The organism is Allobosea sp. Tri-44, from assembly GCF_004123845.1.
Classification (GTDB): domain Bacteria; phylum Pseudomonadota; class Alphaproteobacteria; order Rhizobiales; family Beijerinckiaceae; genus Allobosea.
The window spans coordinates 30498-57002 of record NZ_NBDP01000019.1 but is presented as its reverse complement, the minus strand read 5'-3'; the positions used below and the strand labels follow the sequence as shown (position 1 = coordinate 57002).

The following is a 26505-nucleotide window of genomic DNA, read 5'->3' as shown; positions in this document are numbered from 1 at the left end:
CGGCGCTGCTGCGATCGCGGACCGGTCAGGCCGGGCCGGCGACGAGCGCCTTCTCGATCTGGCTTATATTGTGTTTCATCATCGCGATGTAAGTCCCGGCCGGGCCGTTCGCGGCCGAGAGCGCATCCGAATAGAGCCGTCCGCCGATTTTCGCCCCGCTCTCCTTGGCGATCTGCTCGGCCAGGCGCGGATTGCTGATGTTCTCCAGGAAGACCGCCGGCACTTTCTCCGCCTTGATCTGGCGGATGATGCGGGCGACGTCCTTGGCCGAGGCCTCGGCCTCGGTCGAGACGCCCTGCGGCGCGATGAACGCGATGCCATAGGCTTTGACGAAATAGCCGAAGGCGTCGTGCGAAGTGATCGCCTTGCGTCGATCGGCCGGGATGCGCGCGACTGCAGCCTTGATCTCCGCCTCGAGCGCATCGAGCTTGCCAAGATAGGCGGCCGCATTGGTCTCATAGCTCGACTTGCCGGCAGGGTCCGCCGCAGTCAGCGCATCGCGGACATTGCCGACATAGATTTTGGCATTGGCGACGCTCTGCCAGGCATGCGGATCCTCGCCGCCATGGCCGTGGCCGTGATCATCGGCCAGCTTGAGCGGGGTTATGCCGGTTGTCGCGGTCGCGATCGTCGCCTTCGTGCCCGACGATTTGATCAGCCGGGTCAACCAGCCCTCGAACTTCAGCCCGTTGACGACGACGAGCTTTGCGCCGGCGACCGTCTTCGCGTCGGCCGGCGTCGGCGAATAGACATGCGCGTCGCCATCGGGCCCGACCAGCGTGGTCACCGCGACGCGCTCGCCACCGATCTCGCGCACGAAATCGCCGAGGATCGAGAAGCTCGCGACGACGGGCAGCTTCTCCTGGGCCAGGCCCGGCAGCGGCAGGGCGACACCAGCGGCAAGACCGAGGAGAACGAAGCGGCGGTTCAGCATGGCATCTCTCGCGTTATATGAAATACTATAACATAACTAGCGTTGGAGATGGGCCCTCGGCAAGAGGCGTCGCGCAAGGCCGCCCTGCGATCCCAGCAGGAGCGAGCCGAGATAGAGCGCGCCGGCCGAGAGGATGATCGCCGGCCCGGCCGGGAGATTGCTGCCGGCGGCATAGGAGGCGACGAGGCCGATATAGGCGGACGCCATGCCGAAGCCGCTCGCCAGCAGGATCAGCCGGGTGATGTCGGCGGTCCAGAACCGGGCCGCGGCGGCAGGCAGCATCATCAGCCCAACCGCGAGCAGCGTGCCGAGCGCATGGAAGCCGGCGACGAGGTTGAGCACGACGAGCCCGAGGAAGGTCAGGTGCACGACGCCGCCCGAACGGCTGACCGAGCGCAGGAAGCCGGGATCGACGCATTCGAGCACCAGCGGCCGATAGACCAGCGCCAGCACGCCGAGCGTCAGGCTGGCAACGCCGGAGAGCAGCACCAGCACATCGTCGTCGAGCGCCAGCACATTGCCGAACAGCACATGGAAGAGATCGACGGCCGAACCGCGCAGCGAGACCAGGGTGACGCCGAGCGCCAGCGAGATCAGGTAGAAGGCGGCAAGCGAAGCATCTTCCTTAAGCACGGTCAGGCGCGCGACGGCGCCAGCGGCGAGCGCCACGGTGAAGCCTGCGACGAGCCCACCCAGCGTCATCGCCGGCAGCGAGAAGCCGGCGACGAGATAGCCGAGCGCAGCGCCCGGCAGGATCGCATGCGCCATGGCATCGCCGGTCAGGCTCATCCGCCGCAGCATCAGGAAGACGCCGACCGGCGCGCCGGAGACTGACAGCGCGATCACGCCGACCAGCGCCCGGCGCATGAAGTCGAATTCGGCGAAGGGGCCGATCAGGAGGTCGTAGAGCATCGGTCTTGTCTTATGTCGCTGCGCTCAGGCGGCGCAGGGCGCGGCGTGGCTGTCGAAAGCCTCGACCATGCGGCGCGCCTTCAGCAGGTTGCTCGCCGTCAGCACCTCGCCAGTCTCGCCCCAGGCGATCGCCTCGCGCGCCAGCAGCAGCGTCTGCGGGAAGGCGCGCTTCACCGTTTCGATGTCGTGCAGCACGGCGACCACAGTGCGGTTCTCGCCATGCCAGCGCTGGACCAGCGCCAGCAGGTCGGCGCTGGTGCGGGCATCGATCGCCGTGAATGGCTCGTCGAGCAGGATGATGTCGGCATCCTGCAACAGGAGCCGGGCGAACAGCGCCCGCTGCATCTGGCCGCCCGAGAGCGTGCCGATGCTGCGGTCCTCGAAACCCGTGAGGCCGACGGCGGCGATCGCCGCCTCGATCTTGCTGCGCTGGCCAAAGCCGATCCGGCCGAAGATGCCGGCCGTGCCCCATAGCCCCATGGCGACGAGATCGTAGACATGGATCGGGAACGAACGGTCGAGCTCGGCCGATTGCGGGAGATAGGCGAGGCGCTTGCCCTTCGCGAGCGTCACCGTCCCGTCAAGCGGCGCGAGCGCGCCGGCGATGGCCTTGAGCAGGGTCGACTTGCCGGCGCCGTTCGGCCCGACAATCGCGATCAGGCTACCCGGCGCGACCTCGCCCGAGAGATGATGCACCGCCGGGTGGCGGTCATAGCCGAGGGTCAGATCGCTGAAACGGATGGCGGGCACGGGTTCGGTACTCTTGTTCACGCCAGATTCTTCATCAAGCAATGACGGCGAAGGTCGCCGTCCACAGCACCAGGATCACACCGAGCGCCAGACCGAGCCGCTGCCCGGCCGAGAGCCGCAGCAGCGACCAGCCGGGCGCTTCGGCGGCAGGCTGGCGGTGATGGGCGTGATCATGAGCCATATCGAATGATATAATGTTACGCATGACCGTGAGCAAGCACGATCGCGCTTGTCGCCAGCGCCGAAGCGCGTCGATATCCATTCTCGTCGACTACAGCCGGATGGGAGTGCGTGCGTGAGCGCCGAACGGGTGACCTTCAAAGCGATACGCGACGGTGTCGCGACCGAGATGCCGGCCGATGCGATCGAAGTCGTCCTGCCTGACGGCCTCAGCTTCCGGATCATGGCCTTTGCCGGCCGTAACGGCTCCGCCACCCTGCACATGCCCGCCGATGATCCGCAGGCGCCGAGCTTCGACGTGTTCTGCGTCGAGCCCGGCGCGGCCAATACGCTGTTTATCTCTGTCGACCGCGTCCAGAAGCGCCAGATCGAGGGATAGGCGGCTTAGAACGTCATTGCGAGCGCAGCAACGCAATCCAGGGGCGGCAGAGCTCTGCGTCCCCCTGGATTGCTTCGTCGCTGCACTCCTCGCAATGACGGTTCCGGCTCAAACCGGCCAGTACTGGTACAGCCAGGTCTCGGTCAGCACCTTGTCGCCGCCGCGCAGGAAGCAGCGCATCTCGACCGGGTCGGTGCCATCAACGGTGAGGTCGAACTGCGCCCGCCAATGGCCCGGCACATCGTTCGGCACCGCCTCGGCGAAGGTGTAGGAAAAGCTGCCGCGCGAGGCCGAGAGCACGACCTCGGGCTTGACCCCGAACGGGATGTCCTCGAGTGTCGGCCCCTTGAACTCGATCATGAACTTGCGCACGCCCTTCGGCCTCACCGTGCCGGGCTGGCCGCCATTGCCGAGCCGGGTCGCGACGACGCGGCCGAGCGCCGGCGGGAACGGCTCGTCGGCGAGCCAGTGCAGGCGGTAGCGGAAGTTATAGGCGTTGCCGGCTTTCGCCGGCGCTTCCGGCACCCACATCGCGACGATGTTGTCGTGGATCTCGTCATCGGTCGGGATCTCGATCAGCTGGACCGCGCCCTTGCCCCATTGGCCTAGCGTCTCGATCCAGAGGCTCGGCCGGCGCTCATAGAAGACGCCGTCGAGATAGTGGCCAATTTCGCGGTCGCGCTGCATCAGCCCGAAGCCGCGGGGGTTGTCGTCGACAAAGGACGAGGCGACCGTGCGCTGCGGATTGTTGAGCGGGCGCCAGGCGCGCTCGCCGCGCCCCGTCCAGAGCGCCAGGCCGTCGGAATCATGCACCTCCGGGCGCCAGTCGACCATGGTCGCCTTGGCCGTCTCGGAATACCAGTACATCGAGGTCAGCGGCGCGATGCCGAGCCGCGCGACGTCCTTGCGCAGGTGCAGCTCCTGCTCGATCTCCATGTCGACGCCCTTGCCGCGATGCATGCGGAAACGGAAGGCGCCGGCAACGCTCGGCCCCGAGAGCAGGGCGTAGATGATCACGTGCTCGGCCGCTTCCGCCGGCGTCTCCAGCCAGACATGGGTGAAATCGGGGAATTCCTCCGGCCGATCGCCGACAGCGGGATCGACGGCGAGACCACGGGCCGAGAGCCCGTACTGGTAGAGCTCGCCGATCGCCCGGAAATAGGAAGCGCCGAGGAAGGCGACCCAGTCGTTCTTCTGCCAGTCGAGCTTCTCGCCCTTGCGACCGGGATGGCCGGAGCGGCTCTCCTGGAAGCGGAAGCCGGCAAAGCCGGCGCCGGGCGGCAATTGCTTGGCCGGGGAATCGGCCGGCATCTCGAAATAGCTCTCGTCGTAGACGATCTCGCGCGCCTTGCCGTCGTCGAGGACATGCATGCGCACCGGCTTCTGGAAGTAGCGGCCGAGATGGAAGAAGGTCACCGGCCAGGGCGAGGGCCCGTTCGCCCAGAGCGCCAGCTCCGGCTTGAACCTGATCTTGCCGTGGGCGTCGTAGTCGATCTTCTCGAGCACGTCGGGCTTGGGGTTCGGCGGCGGCTCATAGGGCTTGCCGGCGAGATCGCGAGCGCGCGCCTTCAGAGCGTCGAAGGAGAAGGCTTCGGCCGTGCCGAGCTTCAGCCCCTGCTGCGCCAGTGCCTGGCCGGAGAAACCAGCGGCGGCGAGGGCAGCCGTGCCGGCGGCTCCCGCGAGCAGGGTGCGGCGGTCGATCAGGGGCGTGGTCGGCTGTCGCGGCTGCATCGGGCGGGGCGCTCCATCGGGAAGGATCAGCTGGAAGATGGTGTTTCCGGCTAGCCTGTCCAGCCGGCAAGGGCAATCTCCTGAGTTTCCTGGCACCAGCAGGGCGGAAATCGCGCGCAAAAGCGGCGAGCGGCGGAGTTGGGCTTTTGGCCGGCTTCCCTTTCCGCCCGCGCGCATCCTACAACAAGGAAAGCCCGGCCTTTGAAGGACCGAGCAGATTTCGGGAGGAACCATGAAGACGCTGCTCAGCGGCCGGGCCTTGGCCGGCATCGCCACCGCTTTCGTAATTGCCGCCCTGCCCACCGCCGCCAGAGCCCAGGACTTCATCAACGTCCTGACCGGCGGTACTTCCGGCGTCTACTATCCGATGGGCGTCGCGCTCTCGAAGATCTATGGCGACAAGATCGCCAATACCCGCCCCTCGGTGCAGGCGACCAAGGCCTCGGTCGAGAATCTCGTGCTGCTGCAGCAGGGCCGCGGTGAGATCGCCTTTACCCTTGGCGACTCCCTCGACGCCGCCTGGAAGGGCGATGAGGAGGCCGGTTTCAAGACGCCGTTGAAGAAGCTGCGCGGCATCACCGCGATCTATCCGAACTATGTCCAGATCGTCGCCTCCAAGGAGAGCGGCATCAAGACGCTGGGCGATCTCAAGGGCAAGCGCCTCTCGGTCGGCGCGCCGAAATCCGGCACCGAGCTCAACGCCCGCGCCATCCTCGGCGCCGCCGGCATCACCTACAAGGACCTCGGCAAGATCGAATACCTGCCCTTCGCCGAATCGGTCGAGCTGATGAAGAACCGCCAGCTCGATGCCACCCTGCAATCAGCCGGGCTCGGCGTCGCCTCGATCCGCGACCTCGCGAGCTCGGTCGAGATCGTCGTCGTCGAGGTGCCCAAGGCGGTGATCGACAAGGCCGGCCCGCCCTTCGTCAGCACGCCGATCCCGGCCAACACCTATGGCGGCCAGACAACGGATGTGAACACCGCCGCCGTCGTGAACTACCTCGTCACCCATGAGGGGGTGAAGGAGGAGCTGGTCTACCAGATGACCAAGAACATCTTCGAGAATCTCGGCGAGCTCGGCTCATCACATTCGGCCGGCAAGTCGATCAAGCTCGAGAACGCGCTCGACGGCATGCCCGTGCCGCTACATCCGGGCGCAGCGCGCTATCTCAAGGAAAAGGGCCTGAAGGTCGGGTCTTAAGGGCGCTCTGGAAATCGACAATGAAGCGCCGTCATTCCGGACAAGCCGCTTAGCGGTGCAGCTCCGGAATCCATCGTAGATCTCAGCTCCCTACGATGGATTCCGGCGCTCCGCTTCGCTGCGGCCGGAATGACGGTGTCGTGGGTATGGGACGGGCGGGACCATGGCGCAGCAGACCACAGTGGCGGGTGTCGATAGCGACCGGCTGCACGAGCTCTCCGGCGCGTCCGGCGCGCCGATCGAGAACGAGGCGCTCGACAATTTCGAGCACGGCTTCCCACCCGGCTTCGGCCCCGGCAGATGGGGCCTGCTCGCCTATGCCGTCGCGCTGGCCTTCGCCTCCTTCCAGATCCTGATCTCGGCCTGGCACTTCCTGCCGAGCCAAGTGGTGCGCGGCGTCCATGTCGGCTTCCTGCTGCTGCTCTCCTTCGGCCTCGTCGCCAATTTCAAGGCGAAGACCGAGGCCGAGCGTTGGCTCGGCTGGGCCATCGGCGTGCTCGGCTTCCTGATCGGCCTCTATCAGCTGATCTTCTACGCCGACCTGATCCTGCGCGACGGCGATCCGACCACGCTCGACCTCGTCGTCGGCTCCCTGCTTGCCATCCTGGTCTTCGAGGCAGCGCGCCGGCTGATGGGCAACGCGCTGCCGATCATGTGCGGCGTCTGCCTGCTCTACTGGTTCTTCGGCCAGTATTTGCCTTCGCCGTTCAACCATCGCGGCTACGGCTTCGACCAGATCATCGGCCATCTCTCCTTCGGCACCGAAGGGCTCTATGGCGTGCCGACTTATGTCTCGGCGACCTATATCTTCCTGTTCATCGTCTTCGGCGCCTTCCTCGAGAAGGCCGGGATGATCCACCTCTTCAACGACGTCTCGCTCGGCCTGTTCGGCGGCGCGCGCGGCGGCCCGGCCAAGGTAGCGGTGTTTTCCTCCGGCCTGATGGGGATGATCTCGGGCTCCGGCGTCGCCAATGTCGTCACCGTCGGCCAGTTCACCATTCCGCTGATGATCAAGTTCGGCTACCGGCGCGCCTTCGCCGCCGGCGTCGAGGCCACCGCCTCGATGGGCGGCCAGATCATGCCGCCGGTGATGGGCGCCGCTGCCTTCATCATGGCCGAGACGCTGGGCGTCGATTATTCCGAGATCGTCAAGGCGGCCGCGATCCCCGCGGTGCTCTACTTCGCCTCGGCCTTCTGGATGGTGCATCTCGAAGCCGGCAAGCACGGCCTCAAGGGTATCGAGCGCCATCTGCTGCCGAGCCCGCTTCGGGCGCTGCGCGAGCGCTGGTATCTGGCGCTGCCGCTCGCCGTGCTGGTCTTCATGCTGTTCCACGGCTTCACCCCGCTCTTTGCCGGCACGATCGGGCTCGCGCTCACCGTCGGTCTCCTGCTCGGCACCGGTGTCGCGCTCGGCTTCAAGGCGACGACGCTGCGCGTGATCTTCTGGGTCGGCCTCGGGCTGATCGCCGGAGCGCTGCTGCGCGAGGGCATGGATGTCCGTGTCGTCGGCGGCCTCATCCTGGCGCTCGTCCTGCTCAACGCGCTGACCATCGGCGGCCGCGCCACGCTCGCCATCTGCCGCGACGCGCTCGCCGACGCCGCCAAGACGGCGCTGCCTGTCGGCATCGCCTGCGCCATCGTCGGCACCATCATCGGCCTGATGACGCAGACCGGCATCGGCACCACCTTCGGCGCCTGGATCATCGGCCTCGGCAAGACCAGCCTGTTCCTGGCGCTGGTCCTGACCATGATCCTCTCGATCCTGCTCGGCACCGGCATCCCGACGATCCCGACCTATATCATCGTCGCGGCGCTCGCCGCCCCGGCACTGGAAAAGCTCGGCGTTCCGCTGATCGTCAGCCACATGTTCGCCTTCTACTACGGCATCATGGCGGACCTCTCGCCGCCGGTGGCGCTGGCGGCCTTGGCAGCCGCGCCGATCGCCAAGGAGAACCCGGACAAGATCGGCTGGGAGGCGATGCGCGTCGCGCTCGCCGGCTACGTCATCCCCTTCATTGCCGTCTATTCGCCGGCGCTGATGCTGCAGCCGGGCGATCCGATGTCCAATCTGATCGGCTTCTGGCCGTCGGTCGTCTACGCGGTGATCAAGGCGAGCGTCGCCATCGGCCTGTTCGGCATGGTCGCGATCGGCTTCCTGTTCGCTAGGCTCAGCGTGGCCGAGCGCGTGCTCAGCTTTGCCGCCGCGGTCTTCCTGTTCGGCGAATTCCCATATAGCGACCCGTTCGGCTATGCGCTCGCCGCCGCGATCGTCGCCCGCCATTGGTGGGCCAATCGCGAGGCGGTTGCGACCAGGCCGGCATGATCTGCCTCGCTGCCGGCACGCTCGTGATCTCGCTCGGCGCGAGCGAGATCACGCTCTCCTGGCGGCATTCGGTGCAGAAATCGCTGTGGGAGGAGCTTTGGCGCGAAAGCCCCGAGGGCCTCGTCCTCAAAGAGGCACGCGTCCAGGGCTCAGGCGCCGGCATGGACCCACCTGATGGCGCAAAACTGGCCGATGGCTTCTGGCGCTGGCGGCCTGACCTGCCGGCGCTGCGGGAGGTCGTTATGCGTCGCTCGGGCGCGACCGCCGACTGGCGGGTCTGTGTGGAAAGCCGCTGCCGGTCGCTCGACGAATTGCTGCCGGCCGAGGCTGATCCCGTTGTGCTGAAACCGTGCGGCTAAATCTTAACCGCGGTGGGTCAGGCGCTCGATCTTCACGACCCGGCGCATAAAATTCAGCAGGCCATAGGCCGCGAGCACCGAGAACAGCCCCATCAGCACATAGGCGACGATGGGCCCAAGCTCGAACAGACCAGCCAGCGCCCAGCCGGAAGCGAGCGCGACGCCGAAGATCTCGACCGCGATCAGGATGGCGAGCGAGACCACCATGATCACATTGCGCCAGTTGGTGCGGCCAGCCGCCATGCTTTTACCCTCGGAACCCATGCACGGACCGCCTAGCCTAGGCGGCGGCGGCATGCAACAAAATCGCGCCTTCCGGCAAAATGGTCACGCCTGTCCCGAACGAAAAGAACCTGATGCCTGATTCTCCGGTTTTCAACTCGGCCGCCGTTGCGGCGCCCCATCGCCTCGCCTCGGAAGCCGGCCGCGCCATCCTGGCCGAGGGCGGCAATGCGATCGAGGCGATGATCGCCATGGCCGCGACCATCGCGGTCGTCTATCCCCACATGAACGCGATCGGCGGCGACGGCTTCTGGCTGGTGCACGAGCCCGGCGGCAAGGTCCACGCCATCGAGGCCTGCGGTCCGGCGGGCAGCCTCGCCACGATCGAGCGCTATCGCGAGAAGGGCCATGACACGCTGCCGGCGCGCGGCCCGGATGCGGCGATCACCGTCGCCGGCGCGATCGGCGGCTGGCAGGCGGCGCTCGCTTTGTCCGCCAGCCTCGGCGGCAGGCTACCGCTGAAGGATTTGCTCGCCGATGCAATCCGCCATTGCGCCGAGGGCTACGACATCTCGGAGTCCGAGCTGCGCACCTGGCCGCAGGAAGTCGATGCGGTGAAAACGGCGCCCGGCTTCAGCGAGTTCTTCTGGCCAGGTGGCGAGCGGCCCAAGGCCGGCGACCGTCGCAAGCCCTCCGCGCTTGGCGCGACGCTGGAACAGCTTTCCCATGCCGGGCTCGACGATTTCTATCGCGGCGACATCGGCCGCGAACTCGCCGAGGACCTCGGGCGTCTCGGCGCGCCGATCACCCGCGCCGATCTCGAAGCCTTCCGCGCCCGGGCCGTGCGGGCGCTGTCACTGCAGCTGCCGGGGCTCACCGTCTATAATTTCCCGCCGCCGACGCAGGGGCTGACCGCCCTGATGATCCTCGGCATCTTCGAGAAGCTCGGCATCACCCGGCCGGAGAGCTTCGACCATCATCACGGGCTGGTCGAGGCGGTGAAGCGGGCCCTCGCCATCCGCGACAAGGTCGTCACCGATCCGGCGTTCATGACGACCGATCCGGCGAGCCTGCTGACCGATGCCGCCCTGGAGCGCGAGGCCGCGAAGATCGACCGCAAGCGCGCCGCGAGCTGGCCGTTCCGGCCCGGCGAGGGCGACACGATCTGGATGGGCGCGATCGACGGCTCCGGGCTCGCCGTCTCCTATATCCAGTCGCTCTACTGGGAATACGGCTCCGGCTGCATCCTGCCGAAGACCGGCGTCAACTGGCAGAATCGCGGCGTGTCCTTCTCGCTCGACGCCAACGCGCTCAATCCGCTGACGCCCGGCCGCAAGCCCTTCCATACGCTCAACCCGCCGCTCGCCCGCTTTGCCGATGGCCGCATCGTCAGCTACGGCGCGATGGGCGGCGACGGCCAGCCGCAGTTCCAGGCGCAGATCCTGTCGCGCTATCGTTTCGGCCAGGGCGTTGCCGACGCCGTCGACGCGCCGCGCTGGCTCTTCGGCCGCACCTGGGGCGCCGGCTCGATCTCGCTCAAGCTGGAGAACCGCTTCGACCCGATGCTGCTGGCGCGCCTGACCGCCGCCGGCCACCCGGTCGAGGAATACAGCGAGGCCTATTCAGACCAGTTCGGCCATGCCGGCATGCTGGTCAAGCATCAGAAAGGCCATGTCGAGGCGACGCATGATCCGCGCTCGGACGGCGACGCCAAAGGTATCTGATTGGGATCTGGGGGATCTGAGAACACCATGATCGAGAACGACCCGTTCCGCTGCTTCGTGCCGTATCCTGAAGCGCCGGTGAAACACGCTTCCTCCGGCCCGCTCGAAGGACTGACGCTGGCGGTCAAGGACCTGTTCGACGTCAAGGGCTATCCGACCGGCGCGGGATCGCCGACCGTACTGGCTCTGTCGGGGACTAAGACCAAGACCGCGCCGATCGTGAAGGCGTTCTTGGAGGCCGGCGCCCGCTTCGTCGGCAAGACCCATACCGACGAGCTCGCTTTCTCGCTCAACGGCAAGAACGCGCATTTCGGCTCACCGATCAATCCGGCTGCGCCTGACCGGATCACCGGCGGCTCCTCCTCGGGCTCGATGGCGGCCGTCGCCGGCCGGCTCGCCGATATCGCGCTCGGCTCCGATACCGGCGGTTCGGTCAGAGCGCCGGCGAGCTATGGCGGGCTGTTCGGCATCCGCCCGACCCATGGCAGACTGTCGCTGAAGCGCGCCTGGCCGCTGGCCGAGAGCCTGGATACCGCCGGCTTCTTCGCCAGGGACGGCGAGGTCTTCGTCCGCGCCGCCAATGCGGTCCTCGGCAAGGATCGCGTGACGCTGCCGGAGACGCCGCGCCTCCTGCTCGCCGACGACCTCTTCGCCCAGGCCGTGCCCGAGGCCGAGCGCATCCTGCGCAATGTCGTTCAGCGCATCGTGCCGATCCTTGGCCAGCCCGAGACGGTGCGCGCCGTCAGCGACATGGACGCGCTCTACTGGGCCTTCCGCTGGATCCAGGGCCGCGAGGCCTGGGCTTCGGACGGCGCGATGATCGAGCGCCATGCCCCGCCGCTCGGCCCCGGCGTCGCCGAGCGCTTCGCTTTCGGCAAAGCGGTCAGCGATGCCGAATTCGCCCGTGGCGAGAGCGTGCGCAAGACGTTCCGCGCGAAGCTCGCCCGTCTGCTCGGCAAGGACGGCGTGCTCATGCTGCCGACGGTGCCCGATGTCGCGCCGCTGATCGGCGCCGGCGAGCCCGAGCTCGAGGATTTCCGCAACCGTGCCCTGCGCCTGCTCTGCCTTGCGGGGCTCTCCGGCTTCCCGCAGATTTCGATCCCCGTGGCCCATCGCGACGACGCGCCGCTGGGCTTGTCGGTGATCGGGCCGAAGGGTTCCGACAAGTCGCTCGCCGCCTTCGCGGTGAAGTTCGAGCGGGCGGCGCGGATCAGGATCGCGTAGGTTCGTCATTGCGAGCGAAGCGAAGCAATCCAGGGGGACGTAGCGCTCTGCCGCCTCTGGATTGCCTCGTCGCTTCGCTCCTCGCAATGACGGTGAGGGAAAGGAGACGGCGATGAGCGGCCACGACCATCACCACCATCATGACCACGAGCACGACAACCACTTCACCCCGATCGAAGCGCGGGTGAAGGCGCTGGAATCGCTGATGGTCGAGAAGGGCTATGTCGACCTCAGCGCGCTCGACGCGATCATCGACACCTATGAGACCAGGATCGGCCCGCGCAACGGCGCCCGCGTCGTCGCCAAGGCCTGGAGCGATCCGGCCTACGCAGCACGCTTGAAAACAGACGGCACTGCCGCCGTCGCCGAGCTCGGCTATGGCGGGCGCGGCGGCGAGCATATCGTCGCCTGCTTCAATACGCCCGAGGAGCACAACCTCATCGTCTGCACCCTGTGCTCCTGCTATCCGTGGCCGGTGCTCGGCCTGCCGCCGGTCTGGTACAAGTCGCCGCCCTATCGCTCCAAGGCGGTGATCGACCCGCGCGGTACCCTCGCCGATTTCGGCGTGAGCCTGCCCGAGGGCCAGCGCATCCGTGTCTGGGATTCGACCGCCGAGACCCGCTTTATCGTCATCCCGATGCGCCCTGAGGGCACGGAAGGCTGGAGCGAGGAGGAGTTGGCGTCGATCGTCAGCCGCGATTCGATGATCGGCGTCGGCCTGCCCTCCCCGGAGGACCGGCCATGAACAGCGCCCACGACCTTGGCGGCCAGATGGGCTTCGGCCCGGTCGTGCCGGAGAAGGACGAGCCGATCTTCCATGCCGATTGGGAGAAGAAGGTCCTGGCGATCAATGTCGCCGCCGGCGCCATGGGCGCCTGGACGATCGACGGCATCCGCCATGCCCGAGAGAGCCTGCCGCCGGCGCAGTATCTCTCGTCGAGCTACTACCAGATCTGGCTGGCGGCGCTCGACAAGGTGCTGGTTGAGCAGGGCTTCCTGAGCAAGGACGAGTTGGCCTCCGGCGTCGCCGGCAGCACGCGCCGGGAACCCAAGCGTGTGCTCAAGGGCGAGGACGTCCCGACCGTGCTGCGCCGCGGCTTCCCCTATGAGCGCGAGGCGCCGGCCCCGGCCCGCTTCAAGGTCGGCGACAGGGTCCGCACCATCGTCATGCACCCGCAGCACCATACCCGCCTGCCGCGCTATGCCCGCGGCAAGCAAGGTGTCGTCGAGCTGGTCACCGGCTGCCATGTCTTTCCGGACACCGGCGCCCATGGCGCGCCCGAGACGGCGCAGTGGCTCTACACCGTCGTCTTCACCGGGCCGGAGCTCTGGGGCCGCGACGCCGATCCGACGACAACCGTCAGCATCGAGGCCTGGGAGAGCTATCTTGAGCCGGCCTGACGCCGCATTGGCCGAGGCGTTCGCCGCAGGCACGCCGATCCCGCGCGACACCGAAGGTCCGGTTTTCGCCGAACCTTGGCAGGCGCAAGCCTTCGCCCTCGTCGTCGCCTTGCAGAACCGCGGCGTCTTCAGCGCCGACGAATGGGCGCAAGCGCTCGGCGCCGAAATCCGCGAAGCCCTGGCCAATGGCGGTTGCCGCGACGGCTCGGATTATTACGAGCGCTGGTGCGAGGCGCTGGAGCACCTGCTGATCGAAAAGGGCCTCGCCTCGCATGACGGCGTCGACGCCCGCGCCGCGGCCTGGGAGCGCGCCGCCGAGGCGACGCCGCACGGCAAGCCGATCCTGCTGGAGAACGACCCGCTGCGCTGATCCCGGCTTTGCATCCTCGTCACGAAGCGCGATTATCCCGTCAACGCCCGATCACTGGGCCGATAGAGGAGGATCGCGATGAGGACCGCATTGATGGCGCTCGCCGCCGCGACGCTGGCGACGACGGTACAGGCTGCCGACCCCGCGCTCAACACGCTGATCCCGAAGCTGACGCGCGCCACGCCGTGGACGCAGGTTGCCGCGCTTGAGCTGCAATTCCCGACCCACCACCCGCAAGGCATGGTCAAGATCGGCGACGCCTTCTTCATTTCCTCGGTCGAGATCAAAAAACCGACGACGCGCTATCCCGCGCCTCAGGATGGCTATGACCGCGACACCGGCGAGGGGGTGGGCCATCTCTTCAAGGTCGATGCGCAGGGCAAGCTCCTGGCCAGCATCACGCTCGGCGAGGGCTCGGTCTATCATCCCGGCGGCATCGACTTCGACGGCAAGGATCTTTGGGTGCCGGTCGCCGAATACCGGCCGAACAGCCAGTCGATCATCTACAAGGTCGACCCCGAGACGCTGAAGGCGACCGAGGTCTTCCGCTTCAAGGACCATGTCGGCGGCATCGTCCACAACACCGACGGCAAGTCGCTGCACGGCGTCAGCTGGGGCTCGCGCCGTTTCTACGCCTGGCCGCTCGGCGCCGACGGCAAGATCACCAACGCCACGGTCGCGCCGGAGAGCCTGCGCGTCGCCAATCCGGCGCTCTACATCGACTATCAGGACTGCCACTTCATCGGCATGAGCCGGATGCTCTGCTCCGGCCTCAACAACTACCGCGCCAGCAAGGACGGCCCGATCTTCCGCCTCGGCGGCTTCGAGATCGTCGACCTCCGGGATAACCGCCCGGTCTTCCAGATGCCGGTCGAGCTCTGGTCGCCCTCCGGCCTGCCGATGACGCAGAACCCGTTCTGGGTCGAGCCATCGGGCGACGGCGTGCGGGCGTATTTCATGCCGGATGACGATAAATCGACGCTGTTCATCTACGAGGCCGCGGCGAAGTAGGGGATCAACTCCCCTGCCCGGCCGCCCACAAGCCGAAGAACAGCGCCGCGCCTAGCACCGCGACGAAGGCGGCCGCCAGCACTTCGAGCCCGGCGATGATCCGGGCTCCTTTCAGCGAACCGCCACCTGCGAAGCGCAGCGCCGCGAACTTGAAGAACACCGCAAGTGCCGCCAGCGCCCCGGTGGTCAGGGCCGTGCCGAGCGCCATGGCAAAGGTCGCGGCGATGCCGGCCCAGAGCAGGCCCTGCGCATTGGCGAAGACGAGGATGATCAGCGCGCCCGCGCAAGGCCGCAGGCCGGCTGCCAGCACGACGCCGGCCATCTCGCGGAAAGAGCGCAATGCGGAGACCTCGTCGGCTCCCGGCATGTGGACATGGTCGCAGGAGGCCGGATCGTGCGCCGCTCCGCCGCCGAGCGCGACGAGGCTCCCCGCCTTGCGCCAGAGCACGTAGAGCCCGACCAGCGCCACCAGCGCAAAGCTCCCCTGCTCGATCACGAAGGTCGTCGAGGCCATGGTCTTCGCCGTGGCGTTGAGCGCGATCGTCAACGCGCCGACGAGCCCGATCGCCACCAGCGCCTGTACGATCGCCGCGGCGAAGCTGAGCGCCAGCCCGCGCTTCAGGCTGCGATTATCGGCGACGATATAGCCGGAGATCACCGCCTTGCCATGGCCGGGTCCGGCGGCGTGGAAGACGCCATAGGCGAAGGCGAGCCCGAGCAGGCCGGGCAGCGCCGCCGGCGATTGCGCGATCGCCTTCAGCGTCGCCGTCAGCTCGCGATAGAAGCTCGACTGCCAGGCAAGGATCACCGCGCCGATGCCCGTCGTCGCCGGCAGCGCCTCGCGCGGCAGCGCCGTGCCGAACGGATTGCGCGGCGGTGGAGGCGGTGGCGGGAAATAGAGACTGGCCAGCCAGGCGATCAGCCCGAGCGCACCGGCGACGAGCGCCAGCGCCAGCAGCGCGACGAGCAGCCGACGCGGCCAGAGCGGCAGGCCCGGCGCGGCGGGAGCGCTCAGGGACATGCCACCAGCGCCCGGGTGGTGACCTGGTAGGCGCTCATATCCGGCGTCGCCGTGATGTCCTCCTGCGCCAGACGCTGCTGCGTCGCTGAATCGAGCTTGGGTGGGCGCATGATCCGGACGATGCAGCCCTTGGGCGCATCGCGGGCCGCCACCGCATCGGCCTCCTCGCCGATCTCGAAGGCGACGAAATAGGTGGGGTCGCCGACCTCGATGCCGAACGAGCGACTGGCCGTCGCCGGGGTCTTCAGCGGCAGCGTATAGGTCAGCGTCAGGATCTTGTTTTCATAGGCGAGCGAGGCTTCGCCCGGCGTGCCGAATTCCTGCACCTTGCCGTTCGCCTTGGCGATGGTGAAGAAGCCGACATCCGGCAGCGATTCCATATTGACCTTGGCGAGCTCGGTCAGTTCGTCCGGGGTGATCTTGCCGTCGCCGTTCTTGTCGAGGCCCTGGACCATATAGGCCGAATAGGCCTCGTCGAAGCTCCAGCGATGGCGCAGCGCCTTCACCGCACCGCTGGCGTCATAGAGGATCTCGGTGCGCGAGGTCACGAAGACGTGCGGGTGCGCCAGCGCCGGCAAGGCAAGGCCGAGCCAGGCCGAAATGGCGGCGAGCAGCGTCAGAAGCGTCGAGTATCGCAGCACGCGGCAATTTCCTCGAATCTGCGGCGAATCCGGCCGAGCCTTCATACAAAAGCGCGCCTTGCGCGCCTACCCTTGCAATCTCGTGCCGGAAGCCCTGCCGGCATCGCCCGCAAAGGCGGCCAAATCGCGGCACAGCGCTATCGGCCAGTCTGGAATTGGCCCAGAGTGATTTGACGATATCACGTCGGTTATGTCAGCCTTGTTGACATAATATCGGATTGGAGGCCGGCCGTACCGGTCCCATAGTCGATGGATATGCGATCGTCGGGAGGTCGGCCATGGCCGGTACGCAGCAGACTTCGCAAGGCGCCGCGGCAGCCGAGCCCGAACTCAGGGCGGTCGCGCTCGATGACAAATACGATCTTTCAAAGCAGCAGATCTTCCTGACCGGCACGCAGGCCATCGCCCGCATGCTGCTGGTCCAGCACGAACGCGACCGGCAAGCGGGCCTGAATACCGCCGGCTTCGTCTCCGGCTATCGCGGCTCGCCGCTCGGCGGGCTCGACCAGCAGCTCGCCCGCGCCGGCAAGCAGCTCAAGCCCGCCAACATTGTCTTCCAGCCCGGCCTCAACGAGGACCTCGCCGCCACTGCGATCTGGGGCACGCAGCAGGCCGAGCTCTCCGGCGAGGGCAAATATGACGGCGTCTTCGCGCTCTGGTACGGCAAGGGCCCGGGCGTCGACCGCACCGGCGACGTCTTCCGCCACGGCAACATGGCCGGCACCTCGCGCCATGGCGGCGTGCTCTGCCTGCTCGGCGACGACCACACGGCTGAATCCTCGACCAACGCCCACCAGACGGAGTTCGTCCTGGTCGACCGGATGATGCCGATCCTCAACCCGGCCGGCGTCCAGGAGATCATGGACTATTCCCTGCACGGCTTTGCGCTCTCGCGCTTCGCCAGCGTCTGGGTCGGCCTGAAATGCGTTAAAGACAACATCGAATCGACCGCCTCGGTCGATGGCTCGGTCGAGCGGGTCAGCATCGCGATTCCCGATGACTTCGTCATGCCGCCGGGGGGCCTCAGCATCCGCCGCGAGCTCGATTTCCTCGACCAGGAGAAGCGCCTGCACCTGCACAAGCGCGCCGCGATCCTCGCCTATCTGCGCGCCAACAAGCTCAACCAGACCATCCTCTCGGGTGGCCAGACGCCACGGATCGGCATCATCACCGTCGGGAAATCCTATCTCGATGTCCGCCAGGCGCTGGAGGAACTCGGCCTCGACGAGGTCCGCGCCAATGATCTCGGCATCCGCCTGTTCAAGATCGCCTGCCCCTGGCCGCTCGATCCGCAGGAGCTGAAGGACTTCGCCGCCGGCCTCGACCTCGTCATGGTGGTCGAGGAGAAGCGCTCGCTGATCGAGGTCCAGCTGCGCGAGGAGCTCTACGGCACGCAGCACCAGCCGATGGTGATCGGCAAGAAGGACGAACAGGGTGAGTGGCTCTTCCCGGTCCATGGCGCGCTCGATCCCAACGACATCGCCATCGCGCTCGGCGCCCGGCTGCTGCAATACCGCGACGATCCGGTTCTCAGGGCCCGCCTCGAGGAGATCGCCGCTGCGCAGGGCCGGCTCGCCGAGGCGATCGAGGTCGCCAAGCGCACGCCCTATTTCTGCTCGGGCTGCCCGCACAACTCCTCGACCGTCGTGCCTGAGGGCTCGCGCGCCTATGCCGGCATCGGCTGCCATTACATGGTGCAGTGGATGGACCGCGACACCGCCGGCTTCACCCAGATGGGCGGCGAAGGCGCCAACTGGGTCGGTGAAGCCCCGTTCTCGAAACGCGGCCACGTCTTCCAGAATCTCGGCGACGGCACCTATACCCATTCCGGCTCGCTCGCGATCCGCTGGGCCGTCGCGAGCGGCGTCAACATCACCTACAAGCTGCTCTACAATGACGCGGTCGCGATGACCGGCGGCCAGCAAGCGGAAGGGCACCTCTCGCCCGACCAGATGGCCCGCCAGGTCGCGGCCGAAGGCGTCGCGCGCATCGCAGTGGTCTCCGACGATCCGGGCAAATACCCGGCCGGCACGCTCTGGCCCCCCGGCACCACCCTGCACCACCGTGACGATCTCGACACGGTGCAGCGCGAACTTGCGACCGCTTCGGGCGTCTCGCTGCTGCTCTACGACCAGACCTGCGCCACCGAGAAGCGGCGCCGGCGCAAGCGCGGCGCCTATCCCGACCCGGACAAGCGCATCATCGTCAACGAGCTGGTCTGCGAGGGCTGCGGCGATTGCGGGGTGAAGTCGAACTGCGTCTCGGTGCAGCCGCTCGAGACCGAGTTCGGCCGCAAGCGGCAGATCGACCAATCGAACTGCAACAAGGACTTTTCCTGCGTAAAGGGCTTTTGCCCCTCCTTCGTCACCGTGCACGGAGCACGGCCGAAGAAGGCTGAGCCACGCACGCTCGACGCCTCCGCGCTCGGCGCCGGTGACCTGCCGGATCCCAAGGTGCCGGCGCTCGACCGGAATTTCGCTGTTATCGTCACCGGCGTCGGCGGCACCGGCGTCGTCACCATCGGCGCGATCCTCGGCATGGCCGCCCACCTCGAAGGCAAGGGCTGCGGCATGATTGACATGGCCGGCCTCGCCCAGAAGGGCGGCGCCGTGTTCAGCCATGTCCGCCTCGCCCCGACGCCGGAGGAAATCCACGCCATCCGCGTCGCCGCCGGCCAGGCCGATCTCGTGCTCGGCTGCGACCTCACCGTCACCGGCTCGAAGAAAGTGCTGGGCGCGATCCGTCCCGGCTCGACCGTGGTGGTCAACACCGCAGAAAGCCTGCCTGGTGATTTCACCCGCAATGCCGATTTCTCGCTGCCGACCGAACGGCTGAAGCGGGCGATCCTCTCGGCCTCCGGCCGCGACAACACGCATCTCGTCGATGCGACTGCGGCGGCGACCACTTTCCTCGGCAATGCCATCGCCGCCAACATGTTCATGCTCGGCTACGCCTGGCAGTTCGGCGCGGTGCCGCTCTCGCGCGCTTCACTGGTGAGGGCCATCGAGCTCAATGGCGAAGCCGTCGCGATGAACAAGCAGGCTTTCGAGCTCGGCCGCCGCGCCGCGCATGATCCCGAAGCGCTCGCCGCCACCCTCGCCGAGGCAAAGGCGCCGACCGACGCCCGCCAGATCTCGCAGAGCCTCGACGAGATCATCGCCCGCCGCGTCGACTTCCTCACCGGCTACCAGAACGCCGCCCATGCGGCGCGCTATCGCGATCTGGTCGAAAAAGTCCGGGCCAAGGAGGCGAGCGTCCTGCCCGGCCAGAGCGCGCTCGCCGAGAGTGTCGCGCGCTATCTCTTCAAGCTGATGGCCTACAAGGACGAGTACGAGGTCGCCCGGCTCTACAGCGACGGCGCCTTCCGCAAGCAGCTCGCCGCGACCTTCGAGAAGGATAGCGCCTCGGGCGAGCCTGTACGCCTCGAATTCCACATGGCGCCGCCGCTGCTGGCCAAGCGCGATCCCAACACTGGCCTGCCGCGCAAGATGAGCTTCGGCCCATGGATGATGGGCGCCTTCAGGCTGCTTTCAAAGCTGAAAGGCCTGCGCGGCACCGCCTTCGACGTCTTCGGCTACAGCGAGGAACGTAAGACCGAGCGCCGGCTGATCGCCGATTACGAGGCGCTGGTCGCCGAGATTCTGGCGAAGCTGATGCCGCAGAACCACGCGCTCAGCGTTGCGCTCGCGGCTATCCCCGAGAAGATCCGCGGCTTCGGCCACGTCAAGGAGCGCCATCTCACGGCTGCCAAGGCCGAGGAGGCCGAGCTGCTGAAGCGCCTGCGCGACGGCTCGGCCGAGGCACTGGCGATGCCGAAGGCAGCGGAGTAGCCGCACGAACGTTCAAGACCAGCGGCGTCTTTTGCCGCTTTCTTTCGCCCGCGCTCCAGCACGGCGGCGGCGGAGGACATCATGGACGGACTGGCTGGATTTCTGCTCGCCGGCGTCGCTCTGACCGGCAGTCCCGGCCCGGCGACGCTGAGCCTAACGGCGACCGGCGCCGCCTTCGGCATCCGCCGCGGTGTCGCCTATGGCGCCGGCATCACGCTCGGCATGCTCGCGGTGATGGCGCTGATTGCGAGCGGCGTCATCGCCGTCATCCTGGCGCTGCCCGGCCTGGCGCCGGTCGTCACCGTGCTGGCGGCGCTCTACTTCCTCTACCTCGCCTTCCGCATCGCGACGGCGCCGCCGCTCGCCGAGACGAACAGCGATGCAGCCGCGCCCTCCTTCGCCGCCGGCTTCGCGCTCTCGCTGGTCAATCCCAAGGGCTATGCGGCGATGGCAGCTCTGTTCTCGGGCTTCACGTTCCTTCCCCAGCAGCCGGCGGTCGATGCGAGCCTCAAGATTGGTGTGCTCTTTCTCGTGATCGCCGCGGTCAACATCGCCTGGCTGCTCGCCGGCTCGGGCCTGACCGGCCTGTTCCGCGATCCGAGGAGCAACCGCATCGTCAACCTGATCTTCGCGGCGCTGCTGCTCCTGTCGCTCGCCGTCGCGATCAGGCCGTGAGGCGCTGCCGCTCCGGATTCTCCAGCCGACCTAGGAAAGGCCGGATCAGGGCCACGGCCTCGTCGAGATTGGTTTCCAGCAGCCAGTGGCCGCCATCGAGCAGGTGCAATTCGGCATGCGGCAGGTCGCGCAGATAGGCGCGGGCGGACTTCTCCGGCATGTAACCGTCCTGCGGCCCCCAGACGATCAGGGTCGGCGGCTGGTGCTCGCGCAGATAAGCCTGATAGCGCGGGAACCACTCGAAATTCTCCTTCCAGACCTCCATCAGTCCGACGCTGATCGCTCGCCGCTGCGGCGTGTTCATCAGCGGCCAATGGAGCTTCCACAGATCGGGTGGAATCCGGCTGGCGCTCTCCGGCCGAACCTCGTTGAGGAACTCCTCGCGAAAACCTGCCTCGCTCACCGCTGCCTCGAGCTTCTTGCGCCCCTCCGGCGTGGGCCTGCGCCAATACTCCTTCATCCCCTCGTATTTCGGCCCGAGCGCATCCTTGTAGATGTCGCCGTTCTGGATGATCAGGCCGGTAATCCGCTCCGGTGCGCGCCTGGCGAGCTTGAGGCCGACCCAGGTGCCGTAATCGTGCAGATAGAGCGCGAAGCGCTTGAGGCCGAGATGGTCGGCGAAGCGTTCGAGCAGTTGCGAATAACCCTCGTAATCGTATTTGAACCCGTCCGGCGTCGCGCTGTAGCCGAAGCCGGGATAGTCCGGCGCAATCAGACGCCAACGATCGGCCAGCGCCGGCAGCAGATTTCGGAACTCGTAGGACGAGCAGGGATAGCCGTGCGGCAGCAGCAGCACCGGCGCGTCGCGCGGCCCTGCCTCGCGATAAAAGATCTCGACGCCGTCGATCTCGATCGTGGCGTGGCTGACCGCGGGATGGTGGTCGCCGGCGCGAACTGCGTCCTGCATGTCCTGCTCCTTCCTCGGTGACGAGGAAACGCACGACGCGGATGCCGGTTCGACGGCATGGGCGGTTCGGCTTGAGTTTGCGATGAAGCCGGCCGCATAGTGACGCCATCCGCTTGAACCGAAAGGCCGGCGAGCTTTGATTTCCGAGGACGAGCTGCGCCGCATTGCCGCCTGGTCGAACGACCTGACGCCGGAGGAGTTCGAGGAAGCCAGGCGCGGCACCAGCATCAAGGCCTATGGCAAGGGTGCACATGTCTGCCATGTCGGCGACCGGCTCGAATCCTGGACCGGTGTTGCCGACGGCCTGCTCAAGATGAGCACGACCTCGCGCAGCGGCAAATCGGCGACGCTCGCCGGGCTGCGTGGCGGCGCCTGGTTCGGCGAGGGCACGATCATCAAGAACGAGGCGCGACGGTATGACCTAGTGGCGCTGCGTGAGAGCAAGGTCGCGCTGATGCGGCGCCAGACCTTCTTCTGGCTGTTCGAGCACTCGGCCGCCTTCAACCGCTTCCTGGTCCACCAGTTCAACGAGCGCCTCGCCCAGTTCATCGGCCTCGCCGAATATGACCGGATGCTCGGGGCCACCGGGCGCCTCGCCCGCAACCTCGCCTGGCTGTTCAACCCGATCCTCTATCCGAACAACGACCGGACGCTGACGATCTCGCAGGAAGAGCTCGGCCTGCTCGCCGGCATCTCCCGGCAGATGGCCAATCAGAGCCTCGCCAAGCTCGCCGAACTCGGCCTCGTCGAGGTCGGTCACAACGAGGTAACGATCCTCGATCTCGAGCGGCTCGCGCGCTACGAAGGCTAGGGCAAACAGGTAGAGTGAATCACTCGCCCAAATCCGTCTTCCAGCTGCCTATTGTGGCGCAGCGGAAGTTGGCCTTTATTCTTGAATTCGCGAAGTCATCCATTCGCAATTTTCTCGATTTGTAGACCGAATCCCGGAAGCCGGCAGTCGATTTCAGACCGGATAGCGTTCGAAGGGGAGACGTCCGATGTTGAAGAAAATCAGCGTGATCGCCGCGGTTTCATTCGCCCTCGCGGGTTGCGCGACCACTCCGACGGTCACCAGCCAGACGGTCATCGTCGCCGGCGTCGGGCCGGTGGAAATCGAGCGGCTGGAGGTCGAGGTCGCCGCAGTCGATCCCGCCAGACGCCGGGTGGTCATCAAGCAGGGCCGCCAGACATGGCCTGTCGCAGTGCCGGAGGTGTTCGGAAGCCTGGAGAATCTTCGCCCGGGCGACCGGGTCGAGGTTCGCCGCGTCGAAGGCGTGATCCTCGACGTCAAGCGAGCCCGGAAAGGCGCCAAGCCGGCGATCATCTACACAGAGGCCGCCGCCGACACCTCCTTCCAGAACCTGCCGGAACGCTTCGTCGTGCGGTCGCTGACGCTGACGGCGAGGTTCGATAGTTTCGATCCGGCAACGAACATCGTCAGCTATGTCGGACCGGCAGGGCCGCGGACCCATGTCGTGGTCGATCCCGACATCCAGAACCAGCTGGGTCGCCTGAAGCGCGGCGACATGGTCGAGCTGAGCTTCGCCGAAGCCTTCCTGCTCCAAAGGCTCTGATCGCCTCCGCGCATGGCCGCCTCGGAACGAATAGGCCAGGCGCGACACCAACTCGAAAGAGGCGGGGTTGCGCCCGGCTGAAGCAACGAATGGAGCTATGGGGCTGACCGAACCTAGCCGGCTCCATGGTCGCCGGACTGTCGCATAAATCGCTCAATGCTGCAGGTTCACGCCCAGCGGAGCCGGCATGGACTATTTCAGGCGCTTCACCTTCCTGTTCGCGACGCCGAACTTCGATGCCGAGGACCTCGAAGGCATCCGCTTCAACCAGATCATCGAGGAGATCGAGCGTTCCGGCTTCGAGGTGGTCAAGGCGCGCAAGCTCGAGGATGCCGAGATTGCGGTCCAGACCGACGCTGCCATCGGCTGCATGGTGGTCGACTGGGGCAAGAAGGGGCTGGAAGGCAAGACAGCCGCGCTGATCAACCTGATGCGCCGCCGCGGCCTCGACTTCCCGATCATCCTGCTGATCCGCCGCAAGCGCTTCGAGGACGTGCCGGTCGAAGTGCTCGACTTCATCGACGGCTACATCTTCCTGTCGGAGGAGACGCCGCCCTTCATTGCCAAGAGCCTGATCAGCCGGTTGAAGCAATATGCCGAGACGCTGAAGACGCCGTTCTTCGGCGCGCTGGTCGACTATGCCGAGGAGGGCAACCATCTCTGGACCTGCCCTGGCCATAATGGCGGCGTGTTCTACAGCCGCAGCCCGATTGGGCGGGTGTTCATGGAGCATCTCGGCGAGGCGGTCTTCCGCGACGACCTCGACAACTCCGTGCTCGATCTCGGCGACCTCCTGACCCATGAGGGTCCGGCCCTCAAAGCCCAGAAGGAAGCGGCGCAGATCTTCGGGGCGGAGAAGACCTATTTCGTCCTGAACGGCACCTCGACCTCGAACAAGGTCGCACTCGCCGCGCTGGTTACCGATGGCGACCTCGTCCTGTTCGACCGCAACAACCACAAGGCAGCCCATCACGGCGCGCTGCTGATCGCCGGCGGCATCCCGGTCTACATTCCGACCGCCCGCAATGCCTGGGGCCTGATCGGCCCGATGCGCTGGGAGAGCTTCGACGAAGAGGCGCTGCGCGAGCGCATCCGTACCAATCCACTGGTCAAGGATCCCGAGGCCTGGAAGAAGCCGCGCCCGTTCCGCGTCGCCGTGGTCGAGCAGTGCACCTATGACGGCACGATCCACTCGGCCCAGATGATCCTGGATAAGATCGGCCACCTCTGCGAGTACATCCTCTTCGACGAGGCCTGGGCCGGCTTCATGAAGTTCCACCCGCTCTACGCCGGGCGCTTCGCCATGGGGCTGACGGGGCTGGGGTCGGACTCGCCCGGGATCATCGCGACGCAATCGACCCACAAGCAGCTCGCGAGCTTCAGCCAGGCATCGCAGATCCACATCAAGGACCGGCACATCAAGGGCCAGAAGCGGCGGGTCGAGCACCGGCGCTTCAATGAGAGCTTCATGCAATACGCCTCGACCTCGCCCTTCTATCCCCTCTTCGCCTCGCTCGATGTCGGCGCGCAGATGATGAAAGGGCGTTCCGGCGAGGTCCTCTGGGACGACACGATCCGGCTCGGCATCGAATTGCGCAAGAAGATCCGGGCCGTGCGCCGCGAATTCGAGGAGAAGGAGACCCGGCCGGAGCGACGCTGGTTCTTCGAGCCCTTCGTGCCGGACCGGGTCAGCATCGCCGACGCTTCGCGCGAGGGCGCCGTCCACGATGTCGCCTGGGAAATGGTCGCGACCGACCAGCTCGCCAGCAACCCGGCCTACTGGCAGCTCGCGCCAGATGCGGGCTGGCACGGTTTTTCGCAGATGGAGCCGGGTTTCGCCATCACAGACCCCAACAAGCTGACCCTGCTCACCCCCGGCTTCGATCGCGAGACCGGCGCCTATGCCGAGCACGGCATTCCCGCCCCGGTCGTAGCCCAGTTCCTGCGCGAGAACCGGATCGTCGCCGAGAAGAACGATCTGAATTCCTTGCTCTTCCTGCTGACCCCGGGTGTCGAAGCCAGCAAGGCCGGCACATTGATCAGCGGGCTCGTCGCCTTCAAGAAGCTGCATGACGACAACGCCCTGCTGGAAGAGGCGATACCCGAATTCTACCGGCGCCGGCCGGGCCGCTATGCCGGCGTCAGGCTGCGTGATCTTTGCGGACAAATGCATCGCTTCTTCCGCGATCATGATGTCAGCGGCCTGCAGAACCGGCAGTTCTCGCCCGAGCATCTGCCGGAGATGGCGATGTCGCCGCATGATGCGGCGCGCTGTCTGACGCGCAACGATGTCGACTATCTGCCGATCGACGCCATCGCCGGGCGGATCGCGACGACGCCCTTCGTCGTCTATCCGCCGGGCATCGCCACCATCGTCCCCGGCGAGCGGCTAACCGAGCGGGCCAAGCCGATGATCGACTATCTCAAGATGTTCGAAGCCTGCTTCAACGCCTTCCCCGGCTTCGACGTCGAGATTCAGGGCGTCTATCGCGAGACCGACTCTGCCGGGCAGGTACGGCTCCACACCTATGTCGTCAGCGAGCAGGCACAGGGCTGAGGTCGCGACGCCGCATGGAGACCGACCTACCGATCATCATCCGCCCATCGCGCGACGACGATGTCGAACCGATGCTGGCGATCTATCGCCGGCATATCCGCCGCGGCATCGAGGCCGGCGTCGAGGACACCGGCACGCCGCAGCCCGACGATCTGAAGGACCGGCGCAAGAACCTGCGCAGCCGCAAGCTGCCGCATTTGGTCGCGACCCGCGGCGGCGAGGTCGTCGGCTATGCTTATGTCGTACTGTTCCGCAAGCGGCCGGCCTATCGCTTCACGGTGAAGCACTCGATCTATGTCCACCATGAGCATCTCGGCCACGGCATCGGCCGGCTGCTGATGCAGGCGCTGATCGACGCCTGCGCCGCCGCGGGCTTTCGCCAGATGATCGGCTATATCGACGCGGAGAACAGCGCCTCGCTGGCCTTGCACGAGCGCTTCGGCTTCGCCCGGGTGGGGCTGCTGCCGGGCGTCGCCTATCGCTACGGCAAATGGTCAGACAGCGTCATGGTGCAAAGATCGCTCGGGGCGGGCGCCACGCAGCCGATCGCGTAGACTGTATCTGGCTAGTCCGAAGAAA

General features: G+C 66.6%; 25 protein-coding genes. 16 read left to right on the top strand and 9 right to left on the bottom strand.

Going from position 1 to position 26505, the window contains the following annotated elements:
- Positions 1 to 25 precede the first annotated feature (25 nt).
- Genes B6S44_RS12605 through B6S44_RS29355 form a run of 4 tightly spaced genes read right to left on the bottom strand, consistent with a single transcriptional unit; the run spans position 26 to position 2858 of the window.
- Entirely contained in the window at positions 26 to 934 is a 909-nt protein-coding gene (locus B6S44_RS12605; protein WP_129157245.1) for a metal ABC transporter substrate-binding protein, read from the bottom strand.
- 36 nt (positions 935 to 970) lie between these two features.
- Positions 971 to 1846 (bottom strand): metal ABC transporter permease, encoded by an 876-nt coding sequence (locus B6S44_RS12600; RefSeq protein WP_129157244.1) that lies wholly within the window; start codon positions 1844 to 1846, stop codon positions 971 to 973.
- A gap of 24 nt (positions 1847 to 1870) precedes the next feature.
- A complete protein-coding gene (aztA, locus tag B6S44_RS12595; protein ID WP_248309575.1) occupies positions 1871 to 2617 on the bottom strand; it encodes a zinc ABC transporter ATP-binding protein AztA in 747 nt (248 codons plus the stop codon).
- 13 nt (positions 2618 to 2630) lie between these two features.
- The gene (locus B6S44_RS29355) at positions 2631 to 2858 is read right to left on the bottom strand and encodes a hypothetical protein (protein WP_164985810.1); all 228 of its coding nucleotides are present in this window, start codon (positions 2856 to 2858) and stop codon (positions 2631 to 2633) included.
- Positions 2859 to 2891: 33 nt separating this feature from the next.
- Between B6S44_RS29355 and B6S44_RS12590 the strand changes: the two genes are divergently transcribed.
- Positions 2892 to 3155: a hypothetical protein gene (locus B6S44_RS12590; protein WP_129157243.1), complete on the top strand. Its 264-nt coding sequence runs from the start codon at positions 2892 to 2894 to the stop codon at positions 3153 to 3155.
- Between the two features lie 108 nt (positions 3156 to 3263).
- Here B6S44_RS12590 and B6S44_RS12585 read toward each other — a convergent pair whose 3' ends face one another.
- Positions 3264 to 4886, bottom strand: a complete 1623-nt coding sequence (locus B6S44_RS12585) for an OpgD/OpgG family glucan biosynthesis protein (protein ID WP_206735147.1) — start codon at positions 4884 to 4886, stop codon at positions 3264 to 3266.
- A gap of 232 nt (positions 4887 to 5118) precedes the next feature.
- On the opposite strand from B6S44_RS12585, the gene B6S44_RS12580 reads away from it, so the two are divergent.
- The 3 genes from B6S44_RS12580 to B6S44_RS12570 all read left to right on the top strand — a co-directional run bounded on the left by B6S44_RS12580 (position 5119) and on the right by B6S44_RS12570 (position 8769).
- Positions 5119 to 6087, top strand: a complete 969-nt coding sequence (locus B6S44_RS12580; RefSeq protein WP_129157242.1) for a TAXI family TRAP transporter solute-binding subunit — start codon at positions 5119 to 5121, stop codon at positions 6085 to 6087.
- A 163-nt stretch (positions 6088 to 6250) separates the two neighbouring features.
- Complete coding sequence (locus tag B6S44_RS12575; RefSeq protein WP_129157241.1) at positions 6251 to 8410, top strand: TRAP transporter permease; 2160 nt, start codon at positions 6251 to 6253, stop codon at positions 8408 to 8410.
- A complete protein-coding gene (locus B6S44_RS12570) occupies positions 8407 to 8769 on the top strand; it encodes a DUF1850 domain-containing protein (protein WP_129157240.1) in 363 nt (120 codons plus the stop codon). Before B6S44_RS12575 ends, B6S44_RS12570 begins: the two co-directional genes overlap by 4 nt.
- Before the next feature lie 3 nt (positions 8770 to 8772).
- On the opposite strand, the gene B6S44_RS12565 is transcribed toward B6S44_RS12570, so the two are convergent.
- The gene (locus B6S44_RS12565; protein WP_129157239.1) at positions 8773 to 9012 is read right to left on the bottom strand and encodes a hypothetical protein; all 240 of its coding nucleotides are present in this window, start codon (positions 9010 to 9012) and stop codon (positions 8773 to 8775) included.
- Between the two features lie 113 nt (positions 9013 to 9125).
- On the opposite strand from B6S44_RS12565, the gene B6S44_RS12560 reads away from it, so the two are divergent.
- The 6 genes from B6S44_RS12560 to B6S44_RS12535 all read left to right on the top strand — a co-directional run bounded on the left by B6S44_RS12560 (position 9126) and on the right by B6S44_RS12535 (position 14721).
- Complete coding sequence (locus B6S44_RS12560) at positions 9126 to 10715, top strand: gamma-glutamyltransferase family protein (protein WP_129157238.1); 1590 nt, start codon at positions 9126 to 9128, stop codon at positions 10713 to 10715.
- Between the two features lie 27 nt (positions 10716 to 10742).
- Positions 10743 to 11939 (top strand): amidase, encoded by a 1197-nt coding sequence (locus tag B6S44_RS12555; protein ID WP_129157237.1) that lies wholly within the window; start codon positions 10743 to 10745, stop codon positions 11937 to 11939.
- A 112-nt stretch (positions 11940 to 12051) separates the two neighbouring features.
- Complete coding sequence (gene nthA / locus B6S44_RS12550; RefSeq protein WP_129157236.1) at positions 12052 to 12684, top strand: nitrile hydratase subunit alpha; 633 nt, start codon at positions 12052 to 12054, stop codon at positions 12682 to 12684.
- Complete coding sequence (gene nthB, locus B6S44_RS12545) at positions 12681 to 13340, top strand: nitrile hydratase subunit beta (RefSeq protein WP_129157235.1); 660 nt, start codon at positions 12681 to 12683, stop codon at positions 13338 to 13340. The genes nthA and nthB overlap by 4 nt, the downstream gene beginning before the upstream one ends.
- Complete coding sequence (locus tag B6S44_RS12540; RefSeq protein WP_164985809.1) at positions 13327 to 13710, top strand: nitrile hydratase accessory protein; 384 nt, start codon at positions 13327 to 13329, stop codon at positions 13708 to 13710. The genes nthB and B6S44_RS12540 overlap by 14 nt, the downstream gene beginning before the upstream one ends.
- 78 nt (positions 13711 to 13788) lie before the next feature.
- Positions 13789 to 14721, top strand: coding sequence for a DUF6454 family protein (locus B6S44_RS12535; protein ID WP_206735146.1), 933 nt, complete (start codon positions 13789 to 13791; stop codon positions 14719 to 14721).
- A 4-nt stretch (positions 14722 to 14725) separates the two neighbouring features.
- Here the strand turns inward: B6S44_RS12535 and B6S44_RS12530 are convergent, their stop codons facing one another.
- Entirely contained in the window at positions 14726 to 15742 is a 1017-nt protein-coding gene (locus B6S44_RS12530) for a nickel/cobalt transporter (protein WP_129157233.1), read from the bottom strand.
- Positions 15733 to 16383 (bottom strand): DUF1007 family protein, encoded by a 651-nt coding sequence (locus tag B6S44_RS12525; RefSeq protein WP_164985808.1) that lies wholly within the window; start codon positions 16381 to 16383, stop codon positions 15733 to 15735. Before B6S44_RS12525 ends, B6S44_RS12530 begins: the two co-directional genes overlap by 10 nt.
- A 278-nt stretch (positions 16384 to 16661) precedes the next feature.
- Between B6S44_RS12525 and B6S44_RS12520 the strand changes: the two genes are divergently transcribed.
- Both B6S44_RS12520 and B6S44_RS12515 read left to right on the top strand, forming a co-directional pair.
- Complete coding sequence (locus B6S44_RS12520) at positions 16662 to 20213, top strand: indolepyruvate ferredoxin oxidoreductase family protein (protein ID WP_129157231.1); 3552 nt, start codon at positions 16662 to 16664, stop codon at positions 20211 to 20213.
- A gap of 81 nt (positions 20214 to 20294) precedes the next feature.
- The gene (locus B6S44_RS12515; RefSeq protein ID WP_129157230.1) at positions 20295 to 20888 is read left to right on the top strand and encodes a LysE family translocator; all 594 of its coding nucleotides are present in this window, start codon (positions 20295 to 20297) and stop codon (positions 20886 to 20888) included.
- Here B6S44_RS12515 and B6S44_RS12510 read toward each other — a convergent pair.
- Positions 20878 to 21795 (bottom strand): alpha/beta fold hydrolase, encoded by a 918-nt coding sequence (locus tag B6S44_RS12510; protein WP_129157229.1) that lies wholly within the window; start codon positions 21793 to 21795, stop codon positions 20878 to 20880. The two genes, B6S44_RS12515 and B6S44_RS12510, sit on opposite strands and share 11 nt — an antisense overlap.
- 136 nt (positions 21796 to 21931) lie before the next feature.
- On the opposite strand from B6S44_RS12510, the gene B6S44_RS12505 reads away from it, so the two are divergent.
- From B6S44_RS12505 to B6S44_RS12490, 4 genes are all read left to right on the top strand, one after another.
- Positions 21932 to 22606, top strand: a complete 675-nt coding sequence (locus B6S44_RS12505) for a Crp/Fnr family transcriptional regulator (protein ID WP_129157228.1) — start codon at positions 21932 to 21934, stop codon at positions 22604 to 22606.
- Positions 22607 to 22793: 187 nt separating this feature from the next.
- Positions 22794 to 23369 (top strand): hypothetical protein, encoded by a 576-nt coding sequence (locus B6S44_RS12500; RefSeq protein WP_129157227.1) that lies wholly within the window; start codon positions 22794 to 22796, stop codon positions 23367 to 23369.
- Between the two features lie 187 nt (positions 23370 to 23556).
- Entirely contained in the window at positions 23557 to 25926 is a 2370-nt protein-coding gene (locus tag B6S44_RS12495) for an Orn/Lys/Arg family decarboxylase (RefSeq protein ID WP_129157226.1), read from the top strand.
- A complete protein-coding gene (locus B6S44_RS12490) occupies positions 25923 to 26480 on the top strand; it encodes a GNAT family N-acetyltransferase (RefSeq protein ID WP_282568183.1) in 558 nt (185 codons plus the stop codon). The genes B6S44_RS12495 and B6S44_RS12490 overlap by 4 nt, the downstream gene beginning before the upstream one ends.
- The last annotated feature ends 25 nt before the right edge of the window (positions 26481 to 26505 follow it).

Coding starts and splice junctions, on each gene's coding strand:
- B6S44_RS12605 (WP_129157245.1), bottom strand. CDS start 934: ATGCTGAACCGCCGCTTCGTTCTCCTCGGTCTTGCCGCTGGTGTCGCC.
- B6S44_RS12600 (WP_129157244.1), bottom strand. CDS start 1,846: ATGCTCTACGACCTCCTGATCGGCCCCTTCGCCGAATTCGACTTCATG.
- B6S44_RS29355 (WP_164985810.1), bottom strand. CDS start 2,858: ATGGATATCGACGCGCTTCGGCGCTGGCGACAAGCGCGATCGTGCTTG.
- B6S44_RS12585 (WP_206735147.1), bottom strand. CDS start 4,886: ATGCAGCCGCGACAGCCGACCACGCCCCTGATCGACCGCCGCACCCTG.
- B6S44_RS12580 (WP_129157242.1), top strand. CDS start 5,119: ATGAAGACGCTGCTCAGCGGCCGGGCCTTGGCCGGCATCGCCACCGCT.
- B6S44_RS12575 (WP_129157241.1), top strand. CDS start 6,251: ATGGCGCAGCAGACCACAGTGGCGGGTGTCGATAGCGACCGGCTGCAC.
- B6S44_RS12570 (WP_129157240.1), top strand. CDS start 8,407: ATGATCTGCCTCGCTGCCGGCACGCTCGTGATCTCGCTCGGCGCGAGC.
- B6S44_RS12565 (WP_129157239.1), bottom strand. CDS start 9,012: ATGGCGGCTGGCCGCACCAACTGGCGCAATGTGATCATGGTGGTCTCG.
- B6S44_RS12560 (WP_129157238.1), top strand. CDS start 9,126: ATGCCTGATTCTCCGGTTTTCAACTCGGCCGCCGTTGCGGCGCCCCAT.
- B6S44_RS12555 (WP_129157237.1), top strand. CDS start 10,743: ATGATCGAGAACGACCCGTTCCGCTGCTTCGTGCCGTATCCTGAAGCG.
- nthA (WP_129157236.1), top strand. CDS start 12,052: ATGAGCGGCCACGACCATCACCACCATCATGACCACGAGCACGACAAC.
- nthB (WP_129157235.1), top strand. CDS start 12,681: ATGAACAGCGCCCACGACCTTGGCGGCCAGATGGGCTTCGGCCCGGTC.
- B6S44_RS12535 (WP_206735146.1), top strand. CDS start 13,789: ATGAGGACCGCATTGATGGCGCTCGCCGCCGCGACGCTGGCGACGACG.
- B6S44_RS12530 (WP_129157233.1), bottom strand. CDS start 15,742: ATGTCCCTGAGCGCTCCCGCCGCGCCGGGCCTGCCGCTCTGGCCGCGT.
- B6S44_RS12520 (WP_129157231.1), top strand. CDS start 16,662: ATGGCCGGTACGCAGCAGACTTCGCAAGGCGCCGCGGCAGCCGAGCCC.
- B6S44_RS12515 (WP_129157230.1), top strand. CDS start 20,295: ATGGACGGACTGGCTGGATTTCTGCTCGCCGGCGTCGCTCTGACCGGC.
- B6S44_RS12510 (WP_129157229.1), bottom strand. CDS start 21,795: ATGCAGGACGCAGTTCGCGCCGGCGACCACCATCCCGCGGTCAGCCAC.
- B6S44_RS12500 (WP_129157227.1), top strand. CDS start 22,794: ATGTTGAAGAAAATCAGCGTGATCGCCGCGGTTTCATTCGCCCTCGCG.
- B6S44_RS12495 (WP_129157226.1), top strand. CDS start 23,557: ATGGACTATTTCAGGCGCTTCACCTTCCTGTTCGCGACGCCGAACTTC.